Source organism: Aeromonas sp. R9-2 (assembly GCF_040908025.1).
Lineage (GTDB): Bacteria > Pseudomonadota > Gammaproteobacteria > Enterobacterales > Aeromonadaceae > Aeromonas > Aeromonas veronii.
Map to the genome: position 1 here is coordinate 111,484 of NZ_JBFOCX010000029.1, position 16,943 is coordinate 128,426.

13 protein-coding genes are annotated in these 16,943 nt (G+C 59.1%); 5 read left to right on the plus strand and 8 right to left on the minus strand.

Translation table 11 applies throughout. The features are described 5' to 3' along the window. Position 1 precedes the first annotated feature (1 nt). Together cysG and mgtE are read left to right on the plus strand one after the other, a co-directional pair. The gene (cysG, locus tag AB5Y71_RS16505; RefSeq protein WP_244774791.1) at positions 2 to 1,402 is read left to right on the plus strand and encodes a siroheme synthase CysG; all 1,401 of its coding nucleotides are present in this window, start codon (positions 2 to 4) and stop codon (positions 1,400 to 1,402) included. A 146-nt stretch (positions 1,403 to 1,548) separates the two neighbouring features. Beyond that, entirely contained in the window at positions 1,549 to 2,973 is a 1,425-nt protein-coding gene (gene mgtE / locus AB5Y71_RS16510) for a magnesium transporter (protein ID WP_244774793.1), read from the plus strand. Between the two features lie 80 nt (positions 2,974 to 3,053). Here mgtE and AB5Y71_RS16515 read toward each other — a convergent pair whose 3' ends face one another. Further along, the gene (locus AB5Y71_RS16515) at positions 3,054 to 3,995 is read right to left on the minus strand and encodes a hypothetical protein (protein WP_368172025.1); all 942 of its coding nucleotides are present in this window, start codon (positions 3,993 to 3,995) and stop codon (positions 3,054 to 3,056) included. A 363-nt stretch (positions 3,996 to 4,358) separates the two neighbouring features. Here AB5Y71_RS16515 and AB5Y71_RS16520 point away from each other — a divergent pair, with 363 nt between their 5' ends. After that, the gene (locus AB5Y71_RS16520) at positions 4,359 to 6,350 is read left to right on the plus strand and encodes a bifunctional 2',3'-cyclic-nucleotide 2'-phosphodiesterase/3'-nucleotidase (RefSeq protein ID WP_368172026.1); all 1,992 of its coding nucleotides are present in this window, start codon (positions 4,359 to 4,361) and stop codon (positions 6,348 to 6,350) included. A gap of 266 nt (positions 6,351 to 6,616) precedes the next feature. On the opposite strand, the gene AB5Y71_RS16525 is transcribed toward AB5Y71_RS16520, so the two are convergent. The 4 genes from AB5Y71_RS16525 to AB5Y71_RS16540 all read right to left on the minus strand — a co-directional run bounded on the left by AB5Y71_RS16525 (position 6,617) and on the right by AB5Y71_RS16540 (position 11,352). Beyond that, a complete protein-coding gene (locus tag AB5Y71_RS16525; RefSeq protein ID WP_021230728.1) occupies positions 6,617 to 7,582 on the minus strand; it encodes an ABC transporter permease in 966 nt (321 codons plus the stop codon). A gap of 2 nt (positions 7,583 to 7,584) precedes the next feature. After that, complete coding sequence (locus AB5Y71_RS16530; RefSeq protein WP_042656568.1) at positions 7,585 to 8,703, minus strand: ABC transporter permease; 1,119 nt, start codon at positions 8,701 to 8,703, stop codon at positions 7,585 to 7,587. Further along, on the minus strand, positions 8,703 to 10,268 hold the full coding sequence (locus tag AB5Y71_RS16535; RefSeq protein WP_043821432.1) for an ABC transporter ATP-binding protein: 1,566 nt from the start codon (positions 10,266 to 10,268) through the stop codon (positions 8,703 to 8,705). The genes AB5Y71_RS16530 and AB5Y71_RS16535 overlap by 1 nt, the downstream gene beginning before the upstream one ends. An 85-nt stretch (positions 10,269 to 10,353) precedes the next feature. Then, positions 10,354 to 11,352, minus strand: a complete 999-nt coding sequence (locus AB5Y71_RS16540; RefSeq protein WP_005340803.1) for a BMP family protein — start codon at positions 11,350 to 11,352, stop codon at positions 10,354 to 10,356. Positions 11,353 to 11,859: 507 nt separating this feature from the next. Here AB5Y71_RS16540 and uvrD point away from each other — a divergent pair. Beyond that, a complete protein-coding gene (uvrD, locus tag AB5Y71_RS16545; protein WP_255939153.1) occupies positions 11,860 to 14,031 on the plus strand; it encodes a DNA helicase II in 2,172 nt (723 codons plus the stop codon). Positions 14,032 to 14,211: 180 nt separating this feature from the next. Then, complete coding sequence (locus tag AB5Y71_RS16550; protein ID WP_368172027.1) at positions 14,212 to 15,171, plus strand: hypothetical protein; 960 nt, start codon at positions 14,212 to 14,214, stop codon at positions 15,169 to 15,171. Between the two features lie 78 nt (positions 15,172 to 15,249). Here the strand turns inward: AB5Y71_RS16550 and AB5Y71_RS16555 are convergent, their stop codons facing one another. From AB5Y71_RS16555 to ydfZ, 3 genes are all read right to left on the minus strand, one after another. After that, entirely contained in the window at positions 15,250 to 15,777 is a 528-nt protein-coding gene (locus AB5Y71_RS16555) for a transposase (protein WP_368172028.1), read from the minus strand. Positions 15,778 to 15,986: 209 nt separating this feature from the next. Next, entirely contained in the window at positions 15,987 to 16,424 is a 438-nt protein-coding gene (locus AB5Y71_RS16560; RefSeq protein WP_017788673.1) for a DUF2846 domain-containing protein, read from the minus strand. Positions 16,425 to 16,627: 203 nt separating this feature from the next. Beyond that, positions 16,628 to 16,825 (minus strand): putative selenium delivery protein YdfZ, encoded by a 198-nt coding sequence (ydfZ, locus tag AB5Y71_RS16565; protein WP_005342516.1) that lies wholly within the window; start codon positions 16,823 to 16,825, stop codon positions 16,628 to 16,630. Positions 16,826 to 16,943 lie beyond the last annotated feature (118 nt).

Below are 16,943 nucleotides of genomic sequence, written 5' to 3' on the forward strand. Positions count from 1 at the left end.
CATGGACTACTTGCCCATCTTTTGCCGACTCGACAACAAACCCGTGCTGCTGGTCGGCGGCGGCGAGGTAGCGGAGCGCAAGGCGCGCCTGCTGCTGGATGCCGGTGCCCACCTCACAGTCGTAGCACCCGAGCTCGACCCCGAGCTGGCGGAACTGGCTGCCAACGGGAGCATCGAGTGGCTGGCGGGTGAATTTGCACCGCAGCAACTGGCGGGCAAGTGGCTGGTGGTGGCAGCAACCGATCGGCGCGAGGTGAATGCGCTGGTTTACCAGAGCGCCAATCAGGCGCGGATCTTTGCCAACGTGGTGGATGACCCGAAACGCTCCAGCTTCATCATGCCGTCGATCATCGACCGCTCACCGCTGATGGTAGCCATCTCCTCCGGTGGCAAGGCGCCGGTGCTGGCCCGGCTGCTGCGGGAAAAACTGGAAGCTATGCTGCCGCAACATCTGGGGGCCGTGGCGACCTTTGCCGGCAGCCTGCGGGATCGGGTCAAGGCCCGCTTCGCCAGCATGGGCGAGCGGCGCCGCTTCTGGGAGCGGCTGCTCGGGGCGGATCGGCTCGGTCAGGCGCTGGCGCGGGGCGATAGCGCCTCTGCCCACCAGCTGGCCGACAACCTGTTTGCCGACGAAAGCCAGAGCGCTGGCGAAGTAGTGCTGGTGGGAGCTGGCCCCGGCGATCCGGGCCTGCTCACCCTGCACGCCCTGCGCCAGATGCAGCAGGCTGACGTGGTGGTCTATGACAGACTGGTCTCCGACGAGGTGATGGCGCTGGTGCGCCGGGATGCCAAGCGCATCTTCGTCGGCAAGCAGGCGGGCAACCACTGCGTGCCGCAGGAGGGGATCAACCAGCTCTTGCTGGAGGAGGCGCAGAAGGGGCAACGGGTGGTGCGGCTGAAGGGGGGCGACCCCTTTATCTTCGGCCGTGGCGGCGAGGAGCTGGAGACGCTGGTCGGCAGCGGCATCGGCTTTCAGGTGGTGCCGGGGATCACTGCGGCCAGCGGCTGCGCCGCCTACGCCGGCATTCCGCTCACCCACCGCGATCACGCCCAGAGCGTGCGTTTCGTCACCGCTCACGGCAAGGGGGGCGCCCGGGATCTCGACTGGCCGCTGCTGGCCAAAGACAAGCAGACGCTGGTCTTCTACATGGGGCTCTCATCCTGTGCCACCATCCGCGAGCAGCTGCTGGCTCACGGCAAGGCAGGCAACACCCCGGTGGCGCTGATCGAACGCGGCACCCAGCCCTGCCAGCGGGTCATTCGTGGCACCCTAGACCAGTTGCCCGCGCTGGCGGTGGGGGTCGAAAGCCCGGCGCTGATCATGGTGGGTTCTGTGGTAACCCTGGCCGACCGGCTCGCCTGGTTTGGCGAGGCATCACAGCGCCAGCGAGCCCTCGCCTGAGGTATCCTCGGCAACTCACCATGAGGCCACCAGCAGGTGGCCTCACTTTTACCCCCCTCTTCTCCCATCACGGTCATAACCTGTTGTTTTAAGTCTGGTATCCTATGGGCATTGAGCCCTTGGCTACCATCTCAGGAATTCATCCCATGTCTCTTCCCATCAAGAACAGCGCCCGGCAGCGCGCGGATGACAGATCCCGCATTCTCACTCTGCTGCTGCGCGATGATGCCCTCACCGACAGCCTGCTCGATCCGCAGGTGGTGCAGGATGCCGAGCAGCGCGATCAGACCTGCGAACTCACAACGCTGGTCAACGGGTTGCCTGCCGCCGACGTCGCCGATGCGCTGGAGTCGCTGCCGCCCGATGAGCGTCATGCCCTGTGGGCACTGGTGGAGGAGGAGAAGCGCGGCCAGATCCTGGTCGAAGCGTCGGAGACGGTGTGGGACAGCCTCATCAGCGGAATGAGCGACAAGGAGCTGCTGCACGCCCTGCGCACCCTGGATATCGACGATCAGATCTATCTGGGCCAGTACCTGCCACGCAACCTGATGGGGCGGCTGCTCACCTATATGGCCCCCGCCGAGCGGGATCGGGTGCGCGAGGTGATCCGCTACGGCAAGCACACCGTCGGCGCCATGATGGACTTCGAGATCATCACCATCCGCCCCGAGGTGACGCTCGCCACGGTGCAGCGCTATCTGCGGCTGCGCGGCAAGATCCCCGCCAACACCGACAAGCTGTTCGTCATCGATCGACGCAACCATCTGCTGGGGGAGCTGCCGCTCACCACTGTACTGCTGCACAAACCCGCCACCCTGGTGAGCGACGTGATGGAGCGGGATCCGGTCACCTTCGATCCGGAGGATAACGACGAAGCGGCGGCCCGCACCTTCGAGCGGGATGACCTGCTCTCCGCCGCCGTGGTGGATGGCAAGGGCAAGCTGATGGGCCGCCTCACCGTCGAAGAGGTGGTGGATCTGGTCTATGAGGAGAGTGACACCGACCTGCGCCGGATGGGGGGTATCAGCGAGGATGAAGACGTATTCGCCCCGGTCTCCAAGGCGGTCAAGACCCGCTGGGCCTGGCTCGCCATCAACCTCTGCACCGCCTTTGTCGCCTCGCGGGTGATCGGCCTGTTCGAGCACACCATCTCCCAGCTGGTGGCACTGGCGGCCCTGATGCCCATCGTCGCCGGGATCGGCGGCAACACCGGCAACCAGACCATCACCATGATAGTGCGGGCGCTGGCGCTGCAGCACATTCAGGCGGGCAATCTCTCCTTCCTGCTGCTGCGGGAACTTGGCGTCGCCTTTATCAACGGGCTGGTGTGGGGCGGCACCATGGGCATTGCCACCTATCTGCTCTATCAGGATGCGGCGCTGGGCGCCGTGATGACCCTGGCCATGATGCTCAACCTGCTGGTGGCGGCGTTGATGGGGGTGATTATCCCCATGACCATGACCCGCCTCGGCCGCGACCCAGCGGTGGGAGCCAGCGTGATGATCACCGCCATCACCGACACCGGCGGCTTCTTTATCTTCCTCGGGCTGGCGACCCTGTTCCTGCTGTGAACCGTGCGTTGAAAACAACAAGGGAGCCATTGGCTCCCTTGTTGTTTCAGGCGCGTTTGCCCGCCCCTGCCGTTAGCTGCTTATCGCTTGTCAGCGGTGATCAGAAAGCCATTGGTGTCGGGGAAGCCGATGACCAGCGCCTCTTTTTTGGCATCCGTGGTAAAGGTGGTGACATAGGCAACGCTGTTATCCATCGCCCGGGCCAGAGCGGCATTCCAGAGGTTTTCGATCGGCGTGGCGGCAGCGGATTGCTTGAAGTTGCATTTGCCAAACCCGGTCATGGTCAGCTTGCTCAACCCTGCAGTGGCACTCCCCTCGCCCACCAGCGTACAACCTGCCGCCGGGAACTCGATCGCTACCGTCAGCTTGCCGCCGTTGTTGGTGGTATCCACCTTGCCCACCATGTCGCTGCTGAAGCCATCGCTGCCCGTGGCACTCCAGCTGGCCGTGGTCACCGCTTTGGTGGTCAGGGCTGTCACCGCCACATGACCGCTGAAACCGGAATAGATGGGGGAGTTGTCGGAGAACTTGGTGCCGGTGCGGGTGAAATCAAAAACCCAGCGCTTGATCTCCTTGCCCTGCAGATCGATGACCGGCTGATCCTGGAAGGTGATGAGGTTGTGGTCGTTGGTCACCGAGCTGAGCGCCGTGCTGGTGCCGAGCCGTTCGCTGTTGCGGATCAACTGCACCGGGTAGATCCCGTCTTTGTCGGCTTTCTGGTCAGCCTGACCCAGCCACTGGCTGTTGGTCTCGACCTTGCCCACCAGATGATCCACCCAGACACCCCAGTGCTGCACGGTTTCACCCTTCGGGTAGACCAGCGCCAGACCATCCAGATCCTTGATCATGCGCGGCGTCGCCTTGTCGCCGTCGCGGCTCATCAGATTCGCTTGGTAAAGACCCGCCTCCGGCAGGGCCAGTGGCACCCGTTTGGCGATGCTGTTGGCAGCTTTTTCGCTGTCACAGGCAGACAGGGCGGCGGCGCAGGCGATGGCCAGCAGCGCTTTGTTGTGCATTTTCATGAGGTTTTATTCCTTGCTGTCGCTTTGTAATTTTTTAGATGCAATCAATCGCCGCTGAATTTAAGGGAAAGGTCATCTATCAGTCGAATGGAGATCTGTAACCAACCATTACAGCCTCGCAGAAGCGCTTGGCCACGCAGCTTGCCCCGACCGCATAGCGGTGACGACAACAGGGTGACTAACAGTGAAATAGCGTTGAGGGTGGCGGCCCTAAAGAAAGACAAAAAAAGAGATTAAAATCAGAGTCATAACTCTATTAACAGGAGGGTAATTAGCCCGAATTGCCAGCCTGCTCACAATCGGATTCTTTTGCTGTCGATAGAATGCACCACGCTGGCATACCCATAACAAGAGAATCCAACAATGAAAACCACCCTCAAACTGAGCGCGGTGGCAGTTATCTTTTTGCTGTCCGGCTGTGATGACAACAACTCTCAGGCCCCCGGTGATCTCACCCTGCGGCTGATCGAAACTTCTGATATCCACTCCAACCTGCTGAGCTACGACTACTACCAGAACAAGCCGGATGCCTCGCTGGGCTTTGCCCGCACCGCTGTGCTGATCCGCAAGGCCCGCGAAGAGAACGCCAACAACTTGCTGATCGACAACGGCGACCTGATCCAGGGCACCCCGCTGGCCGACTATATCCACGACCAGCAGGTCAAACAGCAGTGGCTGAGCAAGCAGACCCACCCCGCCATCAAGGCGCTCAACACCATGAGCTATGATGTCGGCAACCTGGGCAACCACGAATTCAACTTCGGTCTCGACTTCCTTTCAGAGACCCTGAAAGGGGCCAACTACCCCTACATCAACGCCAACGTCTTCCAGGCCGATGCCTTCAGCCGTGATGGCAAGGGCACCATCGACTGGAGCAAGCAGAAGTTCAAACCCTATGTGGTGCTGGATCGTCAGGTGAAGGATGCCAACGGCAATACCCAGACCATCAAGGTCGGGGTGCTGGGGCTGACTCCGCCCCAGATCACCCAGTGGGACAAACGCAATCTGGAAGGCAAGGTGGTGGTGGCCGATATGGTCGAGACCGCCGAGCACTATGTACCCGAAATCCGCGCCAAGGGTGCAGACATCGTCGTGGTCGTGGCCCACACCGGCATCATAGGTGACCCGCGCGAACCCATGATGGAGAACGCCGCACTGCCGCTGGCCAAGGTGAAGGGGGTTGATGCCCTGCTGCTGGGCCATGCCCACCGCACCTTCCCGGGTGACTACCCCAACATGACCGACGTGGACAACGAGAAAGGCACCCTAGCGGGCGTACCGACCGTGATGCCGGGCGTCTGGGGCAACCACCTCGGCATCATCGACCTGCACATGACCTGGAAAGAGGGTCGCTGGGAAGTGGCCTCCAGCAAGTCCCAGCTGCGCAAAATCGACAGCAGCGCCAGCAACACCGAAGATCAGGCGGTAGTCGATCAGGTCATTGCCGAGCACGAGCAGGCCAACCAGTGGCTGGACGAGCCCCTCAGCAAGATCACCAAGCCAATCCACAGCTTCTTCGCGCTGGTGCAGGATGACCCCTCCATCCAGATCGTCAGCGACGCTCAGCTGTGGCATGCCAAGAAACTGCAACAGGATGGTCAGCTCAAGGAGAAATGGCCCATCCTCTCCGCCGCCGCGCCATTCCGTGGCGGTCGCAACGGCCCGACCGACTTCACCTATGTACCGGCTGGCGATATCTCCCTGCGCAACGTGGCCGACCTCTATGTCTACCCCAACACCCTGCAGGTGGTCGCCATCAATGGCGCGACCGTACAGGAGTGGCTGGAGAAGAGCGCCGTCCAGTTCAACAAGATCGATGCCGCCAGCACCGCCACCCAGTGGCTGGTGAACGAGAAGTACCGCACCTACAACTTCGACGTGATCGACGGGGTGAACTATCAGGTCGATGTGACCAAACCCGCCCGTTACGATGTGGATGGCAACAAGGTGAGCGACAGCTACCGCATCACCAACCTCACCTATCAGGGCAAGGCGATCGACCCGGCCCAGATGTTCTACGTGGTGACCAACAACTACCGCGCCAGCGGTGGTGGCAACTTCCCGGGCATCAACGCCAAGGTGATCGTCCATGAAGATCAGTTCGAAACCCGCGAAGTGCTCTCCGAATACCTCAAGGATCTGGCAGAGAAGAATCCGGCCGGTTTCGAGCCCCCGGCAGACAACAACTGGCAGCTGGCCCCCCTGCCCGCCAATCTGGATCTGCGCATCTACAGCTCGCCACGCAGCGAGGCGCAAGCCCTGACCGGTGGCAAGCTGAACTATGTAGAGACCCTGCCGCCCACCGATGCCAAACACCCCGGCTTTGGCGTCTACAAGCTGGTGCTGGCTCCCTGAGCCTCAGGGTTCATCCGGCAATAACCTCTGCAACCCCCTCCTGATAAGAGGGGGTTTTTAATGGTACTGGCAGCGGGATATGCACCTGTAAGCCAGCCGCTACCCGCAGCAACTCACGCAGCCCCTTTATCCCTTCACACCATCGCCTCCCTCTGTAGAACCATCCAGATCCCGGCTGGTCTGCCCCATACCGCCCATAAAAAAACAGGCCCACCGAAGTGGGCCTGCCGTTATTTGCGTGGGTGGGAGTATCGCGATAGAGGGCGCTACTCCCGCTCCTTCACATAAGGTGTACCAAGTGCCTTCGGTGCCACCGCGCGGCCAATAAAACCGGCCAGCAGGAACACGGTCAGGATGTAGGGCAGTGCCTCGATGGCCTGCACCGGAATGGCGAAACCACCGATGCTGACCCCTTGCAGCCGGATGGCAACCGCATCGAGGAAGCCGAACAGCAGACAGGCGGCCATGGCATTCCATGGGCGCCACTTGCCGAACACCAGCGCCGCCAGCGCCATAAAGCCCTTGCCCGCACTCATGTTGGGGATGAATTGGGCCGTCTGGGCCACCGCCAGATAGGTGCCACCGATACCGGCCAGCAGGCCGCCGATAAGGAGCGCGGTATAGCGCATCCGCACCACAGAGATACCGGCGGTATCGACCGCTGCGGGCGCCTCGCCCACCGCCCGCAGCCGCAGACCGAAGCGGGTACGGAACATCACCCACCATGCCAGCGGCACGCAGGCGAACGCCACGTACTCCAGCAGGGAGTGGCCGCTCAGCAGCTCGCTGTAGAGCTGGCCGATCACCGGCACATCCCACAACTCCTTGGCATAGGGCAGATCGATGGGGGCGAAACGGGCATCACCGGAGAGCGCCGGTGTCTGGCCACCCTGATCGAACCAGTAACGGCCCAGGGTGACGGTCAGACCGGCCGCCAGAATGTTGATGGCCATGCCGCTCACCACCTGATCACCGCGGTGGGTGATGGTGGCAAAGCCGTGCATCAGGGCAAACAGGATGGAGACACCCACCCCGGCACCCAGACCTATCCAGGCAGAACCGGAGACCGCCGCCGCCGCACCGCTGGCGAACGCCGCCGCCAGCAGTTTGCCTTCCAGCGCGATGTTGACCACCCCGGAGCGCTCGCAGAACATGCCCGCCATGGCGGCCAGAATAAGCGGCGGCGCGGTACGGATGGTCGCATCCAGCATCAGGATCAGAATTTCAAACATGATCAGACTCCTTTAGCTTGCGCGGCTGAGCGGTTGGCAAACGCCAGATAGAGCTGCTCGATGCGCGGACGCATCATGTGCTCAAGGGCGCCACAGAACAGGATCACCAGACCCTGCAACACCACCACGATGTTGCGGTCGACACCGAACTCGAAGCTGAGCTCTGCGCCCCCCTGATAGAGGAAACCGAACAGCAGGCTGGCGATGATGACGCCGACCGGATGGTTGCGCCCCATCAGCGCCACCGCGATACCGGTGAAGCCGAACCCTTCCACGAAGTTGAGCTTGATCTGGTGCAGCTCACCCTGCAGCACGTTGAGGGCAAAGAAGCCCGACAGCATGCCGGAGATCACCATCGCCAGGATCACCACCTTGGGATAGGAGATACCGGCGTAGGCGGAGGCGCTCTGGCTGGCGCCGACCGAGCGGATCTCGTAACCCCAGCGGGTGTGCCAGATAAAGACCCACACCAGCGCCGCACAGATCAGCGCCCAGAAGAAGCTGATATTGAGGGGGCTGTTGGGGATATCCATCCCGAACAGGCTCGCCATCCCGCTCATCTTGGGCAGCCAGCTTGCCTCGGCAAACACCTTGCTCTCGGTCGCCATCGAACCGGGCGGCTTGAACACCTCAACCAGCAGATAGGCCATCAGCGAGGCGGCGATGAAGTTGAACATGATGGTGGTGATCACGATATGGCTGCCGCGCTTGGCTTGCAGCCAGGCCGGAATAAAAGCCCAGGCCGCACCGAACAGACCACCGGCAATGATGGAGAGCGGCAACAGCAGGGCAAACGGCAGCACATCGCCGAGCGTCAGACAGACCAGACCGACACCGAGCCCGCCGATATAGGCCTGACCTTCACCACCGATATTGAACAGACCGGCGTGGAAGGCGACCGCCACCGACAGACCGGTAAAGATAAAGCCGGTTGCGTAGTAGAGGGTGAAGCCGACCCCTTCACCGGTGCCGAACGCGCCGTACCACATGATCTTGGCGGCATCGACCGGGTTGATGTCGAGGTAGTAGAACAGAATGGCCGACACCAGGAAGGCCAGCAGGATGTTGACCGCAGACAAGACGCCTACGGAGACCCAGGCAGGAATACGTACTTGGCTCATCAGTGGGCCTCCTTGGCAACTTCGTCCGGCACTATGTTCGCCATCATCAGACCAATGGTGCGCTCATCCGCCTTAGCACCATCCAGCTCGCCGACGATGCGACCGTCGGCAATCACCAGAATCCGGTCTGCGAGGCTCATGATCTCGTCCAGCTCCACCGAGACCAGCAAGACAGCCTTGCCCTTGTCACGCATGGCGATGATCTGCTGGTGGATATACTCGATGGCGCCGATGTCGACCCCGCGGGTCGGCTGGCCGATCAACAGCACATCCGGGTCCTGCTCCACTTCACGGGCGATCACCAGCTTCTGCTGGTTGCCACCGGAGAAGTTGGCGGTCTTGTGATCGGGATGGGGCGGGCGCACGTCCCACTTCTCCATCTTGGCCTGACAATCCTGCTGGATCGCCTCCTTGTTCTGCAGCCACCCCTTGTTGTATTGCGGGCGGCGGTGATAACCGAGGATAAAGGCCTCTTTCGCCTCGAAGCGGTTGATCAGACCCATCTTGTGGCGATCTTCCGGCACATGGCCGAGGCCGTAGTTGCGCACCAGCTCGGGATCGGCCGGGTGCTCCGCGCTCACCTTGTGCACGCCGCTGCGGCTGCTGATGGTAAAGCCACCCTTGCTCGGCTTGAGAATGCCGCCAAGCAGACTGAGCAGTTCGGACTGGCCGTTGCCTGAGACCCCGGCGATGCCGACCACTTCACCGGCCCGCACCTCGAAGCTGACCGATTTGACCCGCTCCACCTTGCTGGCGTCGACGTAGCTGAGCCCTTCGATCTTCAGCTTGGCTTCACCGGGCTGAGTTGGCCCCTTGTCGACCTTGAGGCGCACCTTGCGGCCCACCATCAGTTCGGCCAGTTGCTCCTTGTCGGTATCCTTGGTGGCGACGTGGGCCACCATCTCGCCACGGCGCATGATGGAAACCTGATCGGTAATGGCCAGGATCTCCCGCAGCTTGTGGGTGATAAGGATGATGGTCGCCCCCTGATCCCGCAGTTTTTTCAGCACCTCGAACAGGTGATCCGCCTCTTGCGGGGTCAGCACCCCGGTCGGCTCGTCGAGGATCAGGATGCGGGCGCCGCGATAGAGCGCCTTGAGAATTTCGACCCGCTGTTGCAAGCCAACCGGCAGATCTTCGACCTTCTCGTGCAACGGCACGTCGAGGCCATAATCCCGCGCCAGTTCGCCCAGCAGCTTTTCGGCTGACGCCACGCTCTGCTGAAGGTGCCAGCCGTTCTCAGCGCCGAGGATGACGTTTTCCAATACGGTGAAGTTATTGACCAGCATGAAGTGCTGGTGAACCATGCCCACGCCTGCGGCAATCGCATCTTGTGAGCCATGGGGTTTGAAAGGATTCCCGTCGATCAGCATCTCGCCTTTGTCGGCATGGTAGAAACCATAAATGATGCTCATCAGGGTGGACTTACCGGCGCCATTTTCGCCGACAATGCCGTGGATACTGCCTTTGCGAACCTTAAGGTCGATCAGCTTGTTGGCGTACACTTCGCCGAACCGCTTATCGATACCTCTTAATTCGATGGCATAGCGATCTGTCTGGTCCATGATGCAGCCCTGCGTTTCATGAAATAAGACTAAAAACCGGCCCGTGCGGGCCGGTGGTGCGTTGAGAGTCGTAGCAACTATCTAATTAGTATTTGCAGGTGTTATCGCTCATGTAGTCATGAACCTTGACCTTGCCAGCGATGATTTCAGCCTTGATGGCATCCACCTTGGCTTTCATTTCCGGGGTGATCAGCTTCTCGTTGTCCTTGTCGAGCGCCCAATCCACACCGCCTTCGGCCAGACCCAAGTTCTTGATACCCGGCTTCCACTCGCCTTTGGCAGCGTCATCCCAGGTCTGGTAAGCGGCCAGCCCCACAGACTTGACCATGGAGGTCAGCATGGTGCCCGGTTGCAGGTGGTTCTGGTTGGAGTCCACACCAATGGCGAACTTGCCGCTGTCCTTGGCTGCCTGATAGACACCGATACCGGTACCGCCGGCTGCGGCGTAAACCACATCAGCGCCCTTGGCGAATTGGGACTTGGCCAGCTCGGCACCTTTCGCCGGGTCAGCAAACGCGGCCGGGGTAGAGCCCGCCATGTTCTGGAACACTTCGATCTTCGGATTGACGAACTTGGCACCCTGCTCGTAACCGCACTGGAATTTGCGGATCAGCGGGATATCCATGCCACCCACGAAGCCGACTTTGCCGCTCTTGGAGGCGATGGCAGCCAGTGCGCCCACCAGGAAGGAACCTTCATGCTCCTTGAAGATGACGGACTGGACGTTCGGCTTGTCGACCACCATGTCGATGATGGTGAACTGGGTTTTCGGGAATTCGGTCGCAACCTTCTCTACCGCAGAACCCATGTTGAAGCCGACCGCTACGATCGGGCCGTTGCCACGGCTGGCCAGACGACGCAGACCCTGCTCGCGCTGGGCTTCGTTCTGGGGCTCAAACTCTTTGACCTTTACCCCTTTGTCCTTGTTGTAAAGCTCGACGCCGTTACGGAACACGGCTTCGTTGAATGATTTGTCGTACTTGCCCGCGGTGTCATAGATCACGGCCGGCTCGGAAGCAGCCTGAGCAGAGAGAGCAGCGAGAGTGAGGGAGGCCACGGTGGCCAGTTTGAGCACTTTAGTCACGATCGTATCCTTGATTGTTATTAAGTGAGGGAACTTGCTTGCCTGTCAGAGCAGGCTATCTAGCACGCAGGCTTACTCTAAGTCAGCCCCGATGCGGGTCAAGCAAATGATAAGGGAAAAACGTTTGCGTTAACGGTTTGAATTCTAAGCAAATAACCTTATAAGCAGTTGTTTTTTAGCTACTTTTCAGTTTTTTATGCTAACAACCAAAAGACCCAAACGACATTTCTCTTATTGTTCAGCAAGTTACTGTAAACCGTTTTCCCCTCTTATTCATCCAGCCCCCCGGCAAGCCCGTGATCCGGCTCGCAAAATCCCCACAAACCGCACGAGCAAGGATTGGCTACAGCTGGAAACCTCCCCGTCCTCCTCTCTCTGCGCCAGCCAAAAATGGCCGCATCGGCCCCCCTGCAAGCCCCCATCTCTCCCTTCCCCCCGAGTTTGGATTTGGTCTGGCAGGGGGGATGGCCGTATAATCCCCGCCTGTATAAATAAACAGGAGTGGTGATGGACGTTTCAACCCTGCTCGACGGGCTCAACGACAAGCAAAGAGATGCCGTTGCGGCGCCCCGCAGCAACCTGCTGGTGCTGGCCGGTGCCGGTTCGGGCAAGACCCGGGTGCTGGTGCACCGTATCGCCTGGCTGATGCAGGTGGAACGCTGTTCACCCTTCTCCATCATCGCGGTCACCTTTACCAACAAGGCGGCGGCCGAGATGCGCGGCCGGGTCGAGAAGGTGATCGGCGACGGCGTGCGCGGCATGTGGATCGGCACCTTCCACGGCATCGCCCACCGCCTGCTGCGGGCCCACCATCTTGATGCGGGCTTGCCGCAGGATTTCCAGATCCTCGACTCCGACGACCAGTACCGTCTCATTCGCCGGGTGCTCAAGGCGCTCAACCTCGACGAGAAGCACTGGGCCCCGCGCGCCGTGATGGGCTACATCAACGGCAAGAAGGACGAAGGCCTCCGTCCCGGCGACATCGACCTCTACGGTGACCCCGTCACCCGCACCTATCAGCAGATCTACAAGACCTATCAGGAGACCTGCGATCGCTCCGGTCTGGTGGACTTTGCCGAGCTGCTGCTGCGCGCCCACGAGCTGTGGCTGAACAAGCCGCACATCCTCGAGCACTACCGCGACCGCTTCCAGAACATCCTGGTGGACGAGTTTCAGGATACCAACGGCATCCAGTACGCCTGGCTGCGGATGCTGGCGGGCAACAGCGGCAAGGTGATGATCGTCGGCGACGATGACCAGTCCATCTACGGCTGGCGCGGCGCCAAGATCGAGAACATCCAGCGCTTCCTGACCGACTATCAGGGCGCCGAGACCATCCGCCTCGAGCAGAACTACCGCTCCACCGCCAATATCCTCAAAGCGGCCAACAGCGTCATCGCCAACAACGCCGAGCGCCTTGGTAAAGAACTGTGGACCGAAGGGGCCGAGGGCGAGCCGATTTCGCTGTACGCCGCCTTCAACGAGGTGGACGAAGCGCGCTTCGTGGTCGGCCGCCTCAAGGATTGGAAGGAAAAAGGTGGCCTCCTGGCCGACTGCGCCATTCTCTATCGCTCCAACGCCCAGTCGCGGGTGCTGGAAGAGGCACTGATGCAGGACGCCATGCCCTACCGCATCTACGGCGGCCTGCGCTTCTTCGAACGGCAGGAAATTAAAGACGCCATGGCCTACCTGCGGCTTATCAACAACCGTGGCGACGACGCCAGCTTCGAGCGGGTGGTCAACACCCCGACCCGTGGCATCGGCGATCGCACCCTCGAGATCCTGCGCGGCAACGCCCGCGATCAGGGGCTCAACCTGTGGCAATCGGCCAAGGCGCTGCTCAATGACAAGGTGCTGACCGGTCGCGCCGGCAACGCGGTGCGCGGCTTTGTCGAGCTGATCGACGCGCTGGAGGAGCAGGTCTCCCTGCTGCCGCTGCACCAGCAGGCTGATATCGCCATCCAGAACTCCGGCCTCAAGGCGATGTATCTGGCGGAAAAAGGCGAGAAATCCCAGGCGCGGGTAGAGAACCTGGACGAACTGGTCACCGCCTGCCGCCAGTACCAGCGCCCGGACGAGCTGGAAGATATGAGCGATCTCTCCGCCTTCCTCGCCCACGCGGCGCTGGAGTCCGGCGAGAATCAGGCGGACGAATATGCCGACGCGGTGCAGCTGATGACCTTGCACAGCGCCAAGGGCTTGGAGTTCCCGCTGGTGCTGCTGGTCGGCGTCGAAGAGGGGATGTTCCCCAGCCAGCAATCCACCGAGGAGTCGGGCCGGCTGGAAGAGGAGCGCCGCCTCTGTTACGTCGGCATGACCCGCGCCATGGAGAAGCTCTACATCTGTTATGCCGAGAGCCGCCGCATCTACGGCCGCGAGATGTTCCACAAGCCGAGCCGCTTTATCCGCGAAATGCCCGCCGAGTGTCTGGAAGAGATCCGGCTGCGCACTCAGGTCAGCCGCCCCACCCAGTACGGCCGCTTTAGCCAGAACGAGGTGCAGCAAAGCTTTGACGCCAGCGGCATCAAGCTCGGCCAGCGGGTGCTCCATCCGAAATTCGGGGAAGGAATCGTGCTCAACTTCGAAGGGGTCGGCCAGCAGAGCCGGGTGCAGATCCAGTTCGATGACGTCGGCGCCAAGTGGCTGGTGACGGCGTATGCCAGATTGGAAGCACTCTGATTTTTCCTGCTTTTTGAAAAAACCAACCCGGCTTAGGCCGGGTTGATTTTTATATTGCCTATCGCGACAACTTTAAATACGCGATCGTCCGAATACGCTTCGCTATTCGAACCTACGATGCTGGCATCAGGTTACAACAAGTGTTATTAATGCATTCAAATTAATTACCAGGCAACGCTAATGAATAACGTTTACTTTTTAGGTTTTACACCAAAACCATATGTTTGGGTTGTAGTAGATGCTGATGAGCATTGGTATGACTTTAATACCAGAAAAAATAAATCTCTTTTTATAAGAGATGTGGTTTTTGCTGCTGAAGGGAAAGATCTTTCTATAATAGTAACAAGACCGGGTATGGTTTGGATATCAAGCAACACAAAGAGACTAGCAACAACACAACAGGATGACTTTTTCAAAACTGTTGAATTGCGTAAAAATTTAATTAAGGTCGCTAATGTCTTTAACTATCTACTAGCTTTGACATCAAAGGATTACACTTCAGGCTGTGCCACGCCAATTATCCCAATAGAAATCACCCTTCATGAAACCATGTGCATGAAATTCTTCGGTGAAAGCGGTCAAAACCTCGATGAACCAACAACATTCATCCCGACATGCCCTAATGTAACCTCAGCTATGAATCTTGAGTTCAAAGAATTAGAAAGTCGAGATGGCCAAATTTATGTTGATGCATACAAAAAGGCTTTTGATGTTTTAGAACGTTTAGATGAGAAGGGAATTGAATGCTTAAACACTCTATCAAAATCTGAAAGCGAGTATTTAAATAGTGACTACAGCACCTCATTAATTCTCTCTTGGTTTATCATAGAGCATATCATACTTGATATTTTCTTAAGAGAAGCAAATGGCAACATGAATAAAAATGGGAACTCACCGAAGTTCGATGACATGCTATCAAAAGTACAAAGCACTGCTAACTATCGTGAGTATTCATCTGTTATTGCATTGATAACGCAAGCTAAGAATGCACGTAATGGTTTTGCTCATCGAAATGAGAAAGTGGATAAGGATTCAGCAGAAAAGTCCTTGAATGCAGCATTCGCTTTAGCTTCCTACAAATTAAAGATCGATTTGAAGCACAGTATTTATGTACCCCAGATTCTTTCTTACGGTAGGTAGGACCGTAGGTTCGATTAGCGAAGCGTAATCGGACGATCGCGTAATCGGACGTTCACATTGGCATAACCCTTGATAGATTTACTCCAATCCCCCCACCCCATCCACCGACCCGCACCAATCCGGCGGATAGACGCCATTCGCCACGTAACGATGGAAGGTGGAATACGGCCAATCTGCCACCCGCGTGACATGACCATGTTTGAGCGGGTTGATATGGACGTAATCCATATGGCGGCGGTAATCCTGCTCATCCCGGATCAGGTGTTCCCAATAATGGCGTTGCCAGATGCCCCGCTCCCCGTGACGTAGCCGCGTCTGGCTGCGCCGCTCATTGACCGGCAGGGCGCGGGAAAAGTGGCTTTTGATCAGCCGCCAACGCAGGGGGAAATCGGTGTCCCCCTCCGGCAAAGAGAGAATGCAGTGGAGATGGTCGGGCAACACCACCCATGCGTGAATGGCGAAGGGGTGAGCCTGTTGCACCTTGGCAACGCTGCGGCGCAGCAGGTCGATCTGCTCCACCAGCAACCGGTTGTTGCGCCGCTCCAGCAGGTTGACGGTAAAGAACCAGGTTCCTCCGGGCCACCATGCCCGCCGCCAATTGGCCATCCCTTTCCCCTCGTTGAGACTGAAAAGCCAAGCATAGCCTTGCCTCACTTCGATCTGCTTGCGGGCCGTGATGATGCGGATGTTACTTACGCGATCGTCCGATTACGCTTCGCTAATCGAACCTACATGGACAGGAAATCTGGAACACTCACTTTCGGGCAAAGGCGTAACTGGTGGAGCTACGCCTTGTTTTTGGTGGAAGCCTCTGGTCACTTGACCAACTTGCTCTCCATCACCCCTTGCTTGCCTTCCTCCTCACTGACCTGGCTCAGCTTGGAGCGGGCCATTAGCAGGCCCATCTTGACCTCCTGCCAGACGTAGTAGTTTTTACCCGCCTCGGTGCTGAGGGTCAGGGTGGCATCGTTCTCCGACTTGGAGGTGATGGTGTGGCTGCCCGGTGTCACCTGCTTGAGGATGTAGGTGTGGGCCACGGTATCGCCGACCGCCATACCATCCACCAGCAGCGGCATTTTGACGGCGGCACCGAAGGTCTCGTTGCGATAGATATAGAGGTTGGCCGCATCCTTGGGCGCCACAAACTGCTTGGCCTGAGCGTCTGCGGTGGCATCGGCCATAGGTACGGAAGCACAACCGGAAAGCAGCGCCGCCGACAGCAGGGCGGCACTCATCATTATTTGCCTGAACATAGTCGTTATTTTTTAGTGAGTTAACGGGGTTTAAAGGTTCGCATGAGCCTGCGCTGGCTGACAATCACTCAAATCGGTCGGGGTGTGACCCGGTTCAATTTTTCGGCATTTGGTGGGATGAAGGGGGGAACTCAGAAACCCGGCCGCCAGATGGGGCGCGGCGGTCGGGTGAATTGTAAAGAGTAGGGTGACAGGGAAAGGGATCAGCCTAGTCTAATCAACTCGATGGGGGCGTAGCGCTCACCGGAGTTTGCCAGCAGCACGCACTTCTCATGCTCCGCCTGATAGGGGGTCATATTGTCGGTGTGGGCCTCTTTCAGAAAATCGACTGCGCCAGTGGCGGCAATCATGACGCGCTGACCCAGATTCAGCACATTGCGGTTACGGTCATAGATCTTCATTTCATTCTCCTTTTCTTGTGTCCTGGCGGATGCGCAGGCGTCTGTCCAGGACAACGGCATTCAGCCTACGCCCCTGAAAAAAGGTGATTTATGTCACAGATCAAAAAAGGGGCGATAA

Coding starts and splice junctions, on each gene's coding strand:
- cysG (WP_244774791.1), top strand. CDS start 2: ATGGACTACTTGCCCATCTTTTGCCGACTCGACAACAAACCCGTGCTG.
- mgtE (WP_244774793.1), top strand. CDS start 1,549: ATGTCTCTTCCCATCAAGAACAGCGCCCGGCAGCGCGCGGATGACAGA.
- AB5Y71_RS16515 (WP_368172025.1), bottom strand. CDS start 3,995: ATGAAAATGCACAACAAAGCGCTGCTGGCCATCGCCTGCGCCGCCGCC.
- AB5Y71_RS16520 (WP_368172026.1), top strand. CDS start 4,359: ATGAAAACCACCCTCAAACTGAGCGCGGTGGCAGTTATCTTTTTGCTG.
- AB5Y71_RS16525 (WP_021230728.1), bottom strand. CDS start 7,582: ATGTTTGAAATTCTGATCCTGATGCTGGATGCGACCATCCGTACCGCG.
- AB5Y71_RS16530 (WP_042656568.1), bottom strand. CDS start 8,703: ATGAGCCAAGTACGTATTCCTGCCTGGGTCTCCGTAGGCGTCTTGTCT.
- AB5Y71_RS16535 (WP_043821432.1), bottom strand. CDS start 10,268: ATGGACCAGACAGATCGCTATGCCATCGAATTAAGAGGTATCGATAAG.
- uvrD (WP_255939153.1), top strand. CDS start 11,860: ATGGACGTTTCAACCCTGCTCGACGGGCTCAACGACAAGCAAAGAGAT.
- AB5Y71_RS16550 (WP_368172027.1), top strand. CDS start 14,212: ATGAATAACGTTTACTTTTTAGGTTTTACACCAAAACCATATGTTTGG.
- AB5Y71_RS16555 (WP_368172028.1), bottom strand. CDS start 15,777: ATGGCCAATTGGCGGCGGGCATGGTGGCCCGGAGGAACCTGGTTCTTT.
- AB5Y71_RS16560 (WP_017788673.1), bottom strand. CDS start 16,424: ATGTTCAGGCAAATAATGATGAGTGCCGCCCTGCTGTCGGCGGCGCTG.
- ydfZ (WP_005342516.1), bottom strand. CDS start 16,825: ATGAAGATCTATGACCGTAACCGCAATGTGCTGAATCTGGGTCAGCGC.